Source organism: Nitratireductor sp. ZSWI3 (genome assembly GCF_024655565.1).
Taxonomy (GTDB): domain Bacteria; phylum Pseudomonadota; class Alphaproteobacteria; order Rhizobiales; family Rhizobiaceae; genus Nitratireductor.
On sequence record NZ_JANKOF010000062.1, the window covers coordinates 18461 to 28555 of the forward strand.

The window sequence follows — 10095 nt, forward strand, 5'->3', positions numbered from 1 at the left end:
TTTGAAGCTTATATAGGGTTTTCGTCTTCGGGCAGGAAGTCCCCCGGCAGAACCCGCGCGAAGGTGAGAACGTCGACATCCCGCGCCCCGGCACGCTTCAAGACCCGTGCCGCCGCCGACACCGTGGTCCCGGTCGTGTAGACGTCATCGACGAGGATGATCCGACGGCCGGCGACACCGGCCAGGCGATCGGCCGGCACGCGGAACGCGCCACGCACATTCGCTTCACGCTCGCGCGCCCCGAGCCCCACCTGCGGACGGGTCCTGCGCGCCCTGATCAGCGCCTCTGGAGCATAGTCGAGCCCGGCGAGACGGGCGAGAGAACGTCCGAGCTCCGCAGACTGGTTGAAGCGGCGCGCCAGGAACCGGCTCCTGTGCAGGGGCACCGGGATCACGGCATCCGCATCGGCGATGAGTTCCGCGCCGGCGCGCAGCATCCAGCGGGCCATCCATGGCGCGAGATCCGTCCTGTCGCGGAATTTGAGCCCCTGCACCATCTGGCGCGCGACGCCTTCGTAGACAACGGCGGACCGCGCCCGGGCAAAGGGAGGGGGATGGGCGATCGCCTCGGCCGATAGGATGTTGTCGCCCATCTCGACGGAGAAGGGCGTTCCCATCACGCTGCACCAGGGCCGTTCGAGAAAGCGCAAGCGCGGCCAGCACCTGGCGCACAGCGTTCCCGGCTCCGTCACGAGATCCGGGCAACCGAGACAGACAGGCGGGAACAGCACGCGCTGCGCCCAGCCGAGCACAGCAGCCCCCATGCTCGCAGCGCCACCCACCAACTTATGCCCCCAAGCAGCAATTGCCTCTTTTCCAGCATAGTCCTTTTGTGCGATTGCGCACCAGACAATATGGCATTCTGCGGTCCGGTGAGATCACCTGACGCCTGCATGAATGCGGAACATGAAAAGACCGAGCGTCCATGGAACCGCTGTTCGACCCCCATCTTCTGATCGCGCGCAAGAAGCGCGCCTTGCAGCGCGGCGATGCGGGGGCCGACTTTCTGATGCAGCGCGCCGCCGCGGATCTTTCGGAGCGCCTGGCGACCGTCGAGCGGCGTTTCGACAAGGCGGCGGCGCTTTTCTGCCTGACGGGTGACGCCGCGGCCGCCTTGCGGGAAAGCGGCAAGGTCGGCGATGTCGTGCGGATCGAGGCGGACCCGCTTTTCCTGGATGGCGAGGGCGTGGTCGCCCCGCCCGAAACCCTGCCGCTGGAGGCAGCCAGCCTCGACCTTGCGGTGTCGCTCCTCACCTTGCACGAGACCAACGACACGCCCGGCCTTCTGGCGCAGATTCGCCGTTCTCTGAAACCTGACGGCCTCTTTCTCGGCGCGATGGCCGGTGCCGGCACCCTGCAGGAACTGCGTCAGTCGCTGCTGGAGGCGGAAACGGAGATCAGCCACGGCGCCGCGCCGCGCGTCAGCCCGTTCGCGGATGTGCGCGATGTCGGCGGGCTTCTCCAGCGCGCCGGTTTCGCCCTTCCGGTGGCCGATATCGAGAGCCTCACAGTCCGGTATGCCACCATGTTCGACCTGATGCGCGATCTGCGCGCCATGGGCGCCACCAATGCGCTTCAGGCCCGTTCGCTCAGGCCCGCGACGCGAGCGCTCTTCCTGCGCGCGGCGCAGATCTATGCCGAGCGCTTCTCCGACCCGGACGGGCGCATACGAGCCACGTTCAACTTCGTCTGGATGTCGGGCTGGGCGCCGCACGCGTCGCAGCAGAAGCCGCTTGCTCCCGGCAGCGCCAAGATGTCGTTGAAGGATGCCCTGGAAAAACGGCGCTGAGCGCTGGCGGCGCGCCGGCTACTGACCTGCCTCGGTCACCTCGTCGGCGACACGGTTCATCAATCCTTCCACGGCGCTTCCCGTCTGCCGGGCGGCAACGACGATCGCCATCGCGATAAGAGCCGCAATCAAGGAGTATTCGATGGCCGTGGCCCCGGACCTGTCGGCATGAAACCGCTTGCGCATCGCGTCACCATCCGTGTGTGTCGGGGCACAAGCTACCGGCGAACCGTTAAGAATCCTTAACGCATCGGCCCGAAAATCGGATTGGTTTTCGGAAAGCATGATGCGCAGATTCAAGGGCTTACAGCGTCCTTCGTGCGTTCGAATGGACGCACGGCGCTGTAGGAGCGGCGTTGGCGATCCGTTAACAATGGCCGCTGCGGCTGCCGTTCTCGCGGATCACGCAGACGGCGTCACGGGTCGGCTGCAAAACGCTGCGCCGTACGGTATAGGTTCCCGCCCCGCGCTTCGTCGATGCGGTGGTGATCGGATCGATGCCGAACGGCACACCGGACAGTGCGAGGCTCGAACGCGTGCGTTTGTCGGCGATCGGGGTCAGGATCAGCGTCAGGGCGACCGCCGCCGAGCCGAACAGGAGGGCAATGCGGATCGCACCCACGCCCGCATGGCTCAGCCGGCTGCTCCGCGCGCCGCTATCCGTTTCCCATTCTGCCCCAGAAGCCATGGCCGTTCCCCAGCAACGTCACATGCAAGCCGCGGCGCGGCCCGTCCCCGCCTCGGAATTTTTCACCGTTGCGTAAAGGAATGCTTAAGCCTGCTTCACAGAAGGTCGATGAGGAAGGGGATCAGCGGCGCATCCGCCGGCGGCATGGGATAATCGCGCATATCGCGCGGCCGCACCCATTTCAGCCCCTGCCCCTCGCGCGGTTGCGGCGTGCCCCAGAACCGGCGACAGACGAAAAGCGGCATCAGAAGGTGAAAGCTGTCATAGCTGTGGCTGGCGAAGGTCAGCGGGGCAAGGCACGCCATCTTCGTCTCGACACCGATCTCTTCCTGCAATTCGCGGATCAGCGTCATCTCCGGCGTCTCGCCCGGCTCGACCTTGCCCCCCGGAAATTCCCACAGCCCGGCGAGCGCCTTGCCTTCCGGGCGCTGGGCGAGAAGGACCCGCCCGTCGGCATCGACGAGCGCGCAGGCTGCGACGAGAAGAATGGGCTTCACCGCCTCCGTCATCTGGCTCTTTCCTCCCCAAGCCGTTCTGGCGGCTGGCGGTAATGATAGCGATAAGCTTCGCGGAAACCGAGCGCCTGATACAGGCGCAGGGCTGCCCCGTTGTCGGCCTCCACCTGCAGCCAGGCCTTTTCCGCGCCCTGCGAACGCGCCCATTTCAGCGCCGACAGCAGGACGCGGCGCCCGAAGCCTTTTCCCCGCCACTCCGGCTGCGTGGCGATCTCGAACAGACCGGCCAGCGCACCGTCGCGCACGCAGATCGCCGTGGCAATCGGCTCATCGTCCTCTTCCAGGACAAACAGACCCGTGTCGGGCCTGATGGAGCCGATGACGCGGGACAGGCCCGATCTCAGCTTTTCCTCGTAGCCATGCACCGTGAGGGTGGCATTGACGAAGCGCTGGCGGTCCTTGAGCGGGATCTGGTCCATCGCTTCGCCCAGCGCGGCATTGTCGAAATCGAGCACCATCACGAGCGAGTGGCCGAATGTCGTCCATCCCGCCTCGTCGAGGAAACGGGAGATCGACGGCGAGCAAAGGGGCGAGATGCGGAACGTCGGCTTGCGCCCATAGGCCTCGAACTGCTTGACGGCGCGGGCGACGCGTTCCTCGATGTTGCGATCGTCGCCCGGATCGAGTGGATTGACCGAGTTGAGCCGCTTTGCCGGGTGTCCTGCCGTCAGGCGCAGCACCCATGTCCCGTCGTAGGAGACCGTCTCGGCCGGCCATGCCCGCAGACCCGCCGCCTCGAAACGGCGGATCATCGCAAGATCCATACTCTCTTCCTGCCCCACGCGGCCTGGCACACCTAGCTCCTGTAGTCGCCGTTTATGGCGACATACTCCTTCGTGAGATCGCAGGTCCAAACCGTGGCCTTGCCGCGTCCGATGCCGAGATCGACCCGCAGGACTATCTCATCCCGTTTCATATAGGCCGAGGTCGCCTCTTCGGAATAGCCGGGGTCACGCTCCCCCTCATGCGCAACGCGGATATCGCCGAACCAGATGGACAGGAGGTCGCGTTCGGCCGGTTCGCCGGCCTTGCCGACGGCCATGACGACGCGGCCCCAATTAGCATCCTCGCCAGCCACCGCTGTCTTGACGAGCGGCGAATTGGCGATCGACAGCGCGATCTTCTTGGCCGAGCGGGCCGATTTCGCCCCCGTCACGGTGACCTCGAGCTGCTTGCGCGCGCCCTCGCCGTCGCGCACCACCTGCAAGGCGAGGCTCTTCAGGATGCGGTTCAGCGCCCGGCGGAAACCCGACAGCCGTGCATCCTTCACGTCGCTGATCAGCGGGGCGCCCCGTTTTGCAGCCGCACCCGTGGCGAACAGCATCAGCGTGTCGCTGGTGGAGGTGTCGCTGTCGACCGTTACCGCGTTGAACGATTTGCCCGTCCCCCTGGCCAAGAGGTCCTGCAACACGGGAGCGGCAATCGGCGCGTCGGTCGCCACGAAGGAGAGCATCGTCGCCATGTCGGGAGCGATCATGCCGGCCCCCTTGGCGATGCCGTTGATCACCACCTCGGTGTCGCCGAGCATGACGGTCGCGGTCGCCACCTTGGGATAGGTATCGGTGGTCATGATCGCGCGCGCCGCCTCCAGCCAGCCCTCGGGCCGGGCTTCCCCTGCCATGCCGGCGAGCGGGGCGGTGATGCGGTCGGCCGGCAGCGGCTCGCCGATGACGCCGGTCGACGCCATGAAAACGGTGCTTTCAGCGCTTGCGACCGCCTTTGCGGCAGCCCTTCCCACCGCAGCGGTGGTCTCACGTCCCTTCCTGCCGGTAAAGGCATTGGCGTTGCCCGAATTGACCACCAGGATCCGCGCCTTGCCGCCCGGCAGGTTGGCGCGGCAGAAATCCACGGGGGCCGACGGACATTTGGAGCGGGTGAAGACCCCCGCCACCGTGGTCCCCTCGTCGAAGACCATCGCCAGAAGATCCGTTCGCCCCTTGTATTTGACCCCGGCCTCGGCCGTGGCGATGCGCACGCCCTCGACGCTCGGCATCGAAGGGTATTTCTTGGGAGCGAGGGGGGAGACTGCGACGGACATGGGTCAACGGCACTCGAGATTAAGAATTCTGATGCCGTCGATCTGCCCGAGAATTTTGCCCGAGGCAAGCCGAAACCGGTGCGCAAGGCGTGGTTTCGGCTGCTCTCATCTACCGTATGACGGGATTCAGGAAGCTGCGGAACACGCGCTGGACCATCGGAATCAGCAGCCAGACCATCGCCGCGACCACACAGGGAACGATGATGAGCGTCCTCTGCCAGAGCGTCCAGCCATCCGTCAGGGGGAAGACCAGATGGAGCAATCCTGTGACGAGGGGATAGACCCCGAGGAAGACGAGCAAGGCGAAGCGGGGGCGGGAGAAACGCGTGGGACGGGGGGAGGACGTCATGCGAGTGCTTTCCATCAAAACGATACGTTTCGTTAATATAAAACGAGCCGTTTCGTTTCGTCAATCCTCATGCTATCCTTCGGCGGACACGAAACGGTGAAAGGTGTGTTCACGATGTCGGCCAGGGACGACACGGCGCCTCGACGCCAGTCTATCGGAGCGAGACGCAATCCGGACACGGCCGACGCCATCAGGGCGGCAGCCCTCGACGTTCTCATCGAAGAGGGCCATGCAGGGTTCTCGATCGAGAAGGTCGCGCGGCGCGCCCGGGCCGGAAAGCCGACCATATACCGTTGGTGGCCGAGCAAGACCGCCCTGCTGCTCGACGTCTACCACGGGCAGAAGCGCGACATCGAATATCCGGTCACCGACGATCTCGAGCATGATCTCGTCATCTTCCTGCGGAGCCTTTTCCGTCACTGGCGCGACGGTCCGTCGGGCGACATCTTCCGCTCGGTCATGGCCGAGGCGCAGGCGGATCAAACCGCGCGCCAGGCGTTCCTCAAATACATCTCGGAACGACACCAGCGCATCGCCGAGATGATCCACCAGCCGAGGGCGGACAGCCATCCCGACATGGATGCCTCGATCCTTGCCGACCTGATCCTGTCCTATGCCTGGATGCGGCTTCTGACGCATTCCCTGGCAGAGCCGGAGGCGAACATCGCCAATGCCGTGCGCACCATGCTGCACGGCGCCGCACCGTCCGGATGACAAAAGGGCGGCGGAAGCATCGCCTCCGCCGCCCTCGTTAAAACACCGCTGATGCGAAGGTGCTATTCGGCTTTCGCCGGGCTCTCGGCATCGTCGTCCTCGGCAGCAGCGCCCTTGCGCTGCTTCTCGATGCCGTCGATGATCTCCTTGAGCTTGGGCTCCTTGACGTCGATCTGCGCCGCATCGCGCAGCGTGCCCACCTCTTTGATGTACTTGTCGCGGACCAGCACCGACCGCACGCGATCCTTGACGTCCTCGAACGCCGGCGGCTGCTTGGCGCGCTTGTCCTCGACCTTGATCACGTGGAAGCCGAACTGCGTCTCAACCGGCTCCTTGGTGTAGTCGCCCGGGTTGAGGGCGAACGCCGCCGTCTCGAACTCCGGCACCATCTGGCCTTCGGTGAAATATCCGAGGTCGCCGCCGTTGGCTGCGGCGCCGTCGGTGGATTTCTCCTTCGCGATCTCCTCGAAATTGCCGCCTTCATCGAGCTGCTTGATGATGGCTTCGGCCTCTTCCTTGGTTTTCACCAGGATATGGCGAGCCCGGATTTCGTTGACCGCCGGCGCGTCCGCCACCTGCTTGTCGTAGCTTGCGCGCACTTCCTCGTCGGTCACCGCGCTGTTGACGACCTTGTCGATGAAGGTTGCGTGCAGCGCCTGCTGGCGCAGGAATGCCAGGCGACGGGCGAAATCCTCGTTGTCGGCAAGCTTCTGCTTCTCGGCCTCCGAGGCGAGCAGGCGAATTTCGATCAGTGCCGAAAGCAGCGCGGCGCGCTGCTGCTCGCCCTGCAGATTGCCGAATTGCGGGCCGTATTCGCTCGCCGCGATCGCCAGATCGCCTTCCGTGATCTCCAGCCCGTTCACGGTGGCGATGACGTCTGTGTCCGCAGCCGTCGCGGGCATCATGCCCACGGCGGCCAGCGTCAGACCCGCCCCGACCTGAACGGCCAGGAAACGGCGAAACGATTTCAGCATAGAACTCTCCGATCGTGATTCCGAATTTTGCCCAAACCGCCTGTGGAATATGGCGGAATTTTGCGCCTTGGCGCAGGTTTAACGCGGCGTTGACATCACTCTTGGCCCCTCTTATCTGTCCTGTGGTCTTGCGTCCAGAACCTATTTCCGGGCGCTTATTGTCATATCACCGCTTCAGCATGGCGCGGGCGAAACTCTGTCCAGCCCGCGATGTGCCGTCTGTCAGGAAGTGAAAGGACCACTCGATGGTCAGTTTCGGCGGTCTCGCCCGCAAGGTTTTCGGCTCCTCCAACGATCGACGCGTCAGGGGCTTCCGCCCGCGTGTCGAGGCGATCAATGCTCTCGAGGAGGAGACGAAAGCCCTCTCCGACGAGGCGTTGCGCGCCAAGACCGAGGAGTTCCGCAAGGAGATTGCCGCCGGCAAGCCGCTGGACGACCTCCTGGTCCCCGCATTCGCGACCGTGCGCGAAGCCTCCCGCCGGGCTCTCGGCATGCGCCCCTTCGACGTGCAGCTGATCGGCGGCATGGTGCTTCACGAGGGCTCCATCGCAGAGATGAAGACCGGTGAAGGCAAGACGCTGGTCGCCACCCTGCCCGTTTATCTGAACGCGCTGATGGGCAAGGGCGTGCACGTCGTCACCGTCAATGACTACCTGGCACGGCGCGACTCCGAATGGATGGCCCGCCTCTACGGTTTTCTGGGCCTCACCACCGGCGTCATCGTTCACGGCATGTCCGACGAAGAGCGCCGCGCCGCCTATGCCTGCGACGTCACTTACGGCACCAACAACGAGCTCGGCTTCGACTATCTGCGCGACAACATGAAGTACGAGCGCGAGCAGATGGTGCAGCGCGGCCACTTCTACGCCATCGTCGACGAGGTCGATTCGATCCTGATCGACGAGGCGCGCACGCCGCTCATCATCTCCGGTCCGCTCGACGACCGCTCGGAACTCTACAACACAATCGACACCTTCATCCCCAAGCTGGAAGCGGACGACTTCGAGGTCGACGAGAAACAGCGCACCGCCATCTTCACCGAGGACGGCACGGAGAAGGTCGAGAACATGCTGCGCGAGGCGGGGCTGTTCAAGGGCGATTCCCTCTACGACATCGAGAACGTCGCCATCGTCCATCACCTCAACAACGCGCTCAAAGCGCACAAGATGTTCCAGCGCGACAAGGACTACATCGTGCGCAACGGCGAGATCGTCATCATCGACGAGTTCACCGGCCGCATGATGCCCGGCCGCCGCTTCTCCGAGGGGCTGCACCAGGCGCTCGAGGCCAAGGAGCAGGTGGCGATCCAGCCGGAAAACCAGACGCTCGCCTCGATCACCTTCCAGAACTACTTCCGCATGTACGACAAGCTCGCCGGCATGACCGGCACGGCCTCCACCGAAGCTGAGGAGTTCGGCAACATCTACAATCTCGACGTGGTCGAGGTGCCGACGAACCTGCCGATTCAGCGTCGTGACGAGGACGACGAGGTCTACCGCACCGTCGAGGAGAAGTACCGCGCCATCGTGCGGGAAATCCAGGAAGCGAGCGCCAAGAACCAGCCCATCCTTGTCGGCACGACCTCGATCGAGAAATCGGAGTTCCTGGCCGAGCGGCTGCGCAAGGAAGGCATCAAGAATTTCGAGGTGCTGAACGCCCGTCATCACGAGCGCGAGGCCAACATCGTCGCCCAGGCGGGCAAGCCGGGCGCCATCACGATCGCCACCAACATGGCCGGCCGCGGCACCGACATCCAGCTCGGCGGCAATCCGGAAATGCGCATCGCCGAGGAGCTTGGCGACATGGAGCCCGGCGCCGAACGCGAGGCGAAGGAAAAAGCCATCCGCGAGGACGTTCAGCGGCTGAAGGAGCAGGCCATCGCCGCCGGCGGTCTCTACGTGCTCGCCACCGAGCGCCACGAAAGCCGCCGCATCGACAACCAGTTGCGCGGCCGCTCGGGCCGGCAGGGCGACCCCGGCCGCTCGAAATTCTTCCTGTCGCTGCAGGACGACCTGATGCGCATCTTCGGCTCCGACCGCATGGACGGCATGCTGCAGAAGCTGGGTCTCAAGGAAGACGAGGCGATCGTCCATCCCTGGATCAACAAGGCTCTGGAGAAGGCGCAGAAGAAGGTCGAGGCGCGCAACTTCGACATCCGCAAGAACCTCCTGAAGTTCGACGACGTGATGAACGACCAGCGCAAGGTGGTCTTCGAGCAGCGTCTGGAGCTGATGGACGGTGAGAACCTTTCCGAGACCGTTGCTGAGATGCGCCGCGACGTGATCGACGATCTGGTCGAACGCCACATTCCCGAGCGCGCCTATGCCGAACAGTGGCAGGTGGCGGAACTGAAGGAGGGCGTCGCCGCCTCGCTCAACCTCGATCTGCCGATCGAGGAATGGGCGCGCGAGGAAGGCATCGCCGAAGACGACATCCGCGAGCGCATTTCCGAAGCTGTCGAGGCGGCAGCCAAGGACAGGGCCGAACGCTTCGGCCCCGACATCATGACCTATGTCGAAAAGTCGATCCTGCTGCAGACGCTCGACCATCTGTGGCGCGAGCATCTCGTCAATCTCGACCATCTGCGCTCGGTGATCGGCTTCCGCGGCTATGCGCAGCGCGATCCGCTCAACGAGTACAAATCCGAAGCTTTCGAGCTGTTCCAGGCCATGCTGGGCAATCTGCGCCAGGCAGTGACCTCGCAGCTCATGCGCGTCGAGCTCGTCCGGGAGGCCGCCGATGCGCCGCCTCCCCAGGCTCCGCGCATGGAAGGCCACCACATCGACGGCACCACCGGCGAGGACGATTTCGGCGGCGACACGATCACGCTGGCACGCACCGAGACGGCGGCCGTCGCCGCCGAGGATCGCGACCCGAACGACCCCGCCACCTGGGGCAAGGTCGGCCGCAACGAGGCTTGCCCCTGCGGTTCCGGGAAGAAATACAAGCATTGCCACGGCGCCTTTGCGTGACGCTCAGGACCTAAGCCAGCTTTCTGATCGAACGCCGCCGGCGCCCCATGCGCCGG

General features: G+C 64.7%; 11 protein-coding genes. 3 read left to right on the forward strand and 8 right to left on the reverse strand.

The features are described 5' to 3' along the window. Positions 1-8 precede the first annotated feature (8 nt). Complete coding sequence (locus NUU27_RS17355; RefSeq protein ID WP_257763409.1) at positions 9-764, reverse strand: ComF family protein; 756 nt, start codon at positions 762-764, stop codon at positions 9-11. Between the two features lie 161 nt (positions 765-925). Between NUU27_RS17355 and NUU27_RS17360 the strand changes: the two genes are divergently transcribed. Further along, the gene (locus NUU27_RS17360) at positions 926-1789 is read left to right on the forward strand and encodes a methyltransferase domain-containing protein (protein ID WP_257763410.1); all 864 of its coding nucleotides are present in this window, start codon (positions 926-928) and stop codon (positions 1787-1789) included. 18 nt (positions 1790-1807) lie between these two features. On the opposite strand, the gene NUU27_RS25505 is transcribed toward NUU27_RS17360, so the two are convergent. The 6 genes from NUU27_RS25505 to NUU27_RS17390 all read right to left on the reverse strand — a co-directional run bounded on the left by NUU27_RS25505 (position 1808) and on the right by NUU27_RS17390 (position 5379). Further along, positions 1808-2089, reverse strand: a complete 282-nt coding sequence (locus NUU27_RS25505) for a Flp family type IVb pilin (RefSeq protein WP_308219979.1) — start codon at positions 2087-2089, stop codon at positions 1808-1810. Positions 2090-2156: 67 nt separating this feature from the next. Then, positions 2157-2477: a hypothetical protein gene (locus tag NUU27_RS17370; RefSeq protein WP_257763411.1), complete on the reverse strand. Its 321-nt coding sequence runs from the start codon at positions 2475-2477 to the stop codon at positions 2157-2159. A 95-nt stretch (positions 2478-2572) separates the two neighbouring features. Then, entirely contained in the window at positions 2573-2986 is a 414-nt protein-coding gene (locus tag NUU27_RS17375; protein ID WP_257763412.1) for a (deoxy)nucleoside triphosphate pyrophosphohydrolase, read from the reverse strand. After that, entirely contained in the window at positions 2983-3756 is a 774-nt protein-coding gene (locus NUU27_RS17380; RefSeq protein WP_257763413.1) for a GNAT family N-acetyltransferase, read from the reverse strand. Before NUU27_RS17380 ends, NUU27_RS17375 begins: the two co-directional genes overlap by 4 nt. Before the next feature lie 32 nt (positions 3757-3788). Next, entirely contained in the window at positions 3789-5030 is a 1242-nt protein-coding gene (gene argJ / locus NUU27_RS17385) for a bifunctional glutamate N-acetyltransferase/amino-acid acetyltransferase ArgJ (RefSeq protein WP_257763414.1), read from the reverse strand. A gap of 109 nt (positions 5031-5139) precedes the next feature. Further along, on the reverse strand, positions 5140-5379 hold the full coding sequence (locus tag NUU27_RS17390) for a hypothetical protein (RefSeq protein WP_257763415.1): 240 nt from the start codon (positions 5377-5379) through the stop codon (positions 5140-5142). Between the two features lie 96 nt (positions 5380-5475). Here NUU27_RS17390 and NUU27_RS17395 point away from each other — a divergent pair, with 96 nt between their 5' ends. Continuing rightward, positions 5476-6093, forward strand: a complete 618-nt coding sequence (locus NUU27_RS17395; RefSeq protein WP_257763416.1) for a TetR/AcrR family transcriptional regulator — start codon at positions 5476-5478, stop codon at positions 6091-6093. A 62-nt stretch (positions 6094-6155) separates the two neighbouring features. Here the strand turns inward: NUU27_RS17395 and NUU27_RS17400 are convergent, their stop codons facing one another. Then, entirely contained in the window at positions 6156-7067 is a 912-nt protein-coding gene (locus tag NUU27_RS17400) for a peptidylprolyl isomerase (RefSeq protein WP_257763417.1), read from the reverse strand. A 245-nt stretch (positions 7068-7312) separates the two neighbouring features. Between NUU27_RS17400 and secA the strand changes: the two genes are divergently transcribed. Next, positions 7313-10039, forward strand: a complete 2727-nt coding sequence (gene secA, locus NUU27_RS17405; protein WP_257763418.1) for a preprotein translocase subunit SecA — start codon at positions 7313-7315, stop codon at positions 10037-10039. Positions 10040-10095: the final 56 nt, after the last annotated feature.

Bases quoted from the DNA above. Each gene is read 5' to 3' on its own strand.
- secA (WP_257763418.1), top strand. From the start codon at position 7,313: ATGGTCAGTTTCGGCGGTCTCGCCCGCAAGGTTTTCGGCTCCTCCAAC.
- NUU27_RS17370 (WP_257763411.1), bottom strand. From the start codon at position 2,477: ATGGCTTCTGGGGCAGAATGGGAAACGGATAGCGGCGCGCGGAGCAGC.
- NUU27_RS17355 (WP_257763409.1), bottom strand. From the start codon at position 764: ATGGGGGCTGCTGTGCTCGGCTGGGCGCAGCGCGTGCTGTTCCCGCCT.
- NUU27_RS17375 (WP_257763412.1), bottom strand. From the start codon at position 2,986: ATGACGGAGGCGGTGAAGCCCATTCTTCTCGTCGCAGCCTGCGCGCTC.
- argJ (WP_257763414.1), bottom strand. From the start codon at position 5,030: ATGTCCGTCGCAGTCTCCCCCCTCGCTCCCAAGAAATACCCTTCGATG.
- NUU27_RS17360 (WP_257763410.1), top strand. From the start codon at position 926: ATGGAACCGCTGTTCGACCCCCATCTTCTGATCGCGCGCAAGAAGCGC.
- NUU27_RS17380 (WP_257763413.1), bottom strand. From the start codon at position 3,756: ATGGATCTTGCGATGATCCGCCGTTTCGAGGCGGCGGGTCTGCGGGCA.
- NUU27_RS17390 (WP_257763415.1), bottom strand. From the start codon at position 5,379: ATGACGTCCTCCCCCCGTCCCACGCGTTTCTCCCGCCCCCGCTTCGCC.
- NUU27_RS17400 (WP_257763417.1), bottom strand. From the start codon at position 7,067: ATGCTGAAATCGTTTCGCCGTTTCCTGGCCGTTCAGGTCGGGGCGGGT.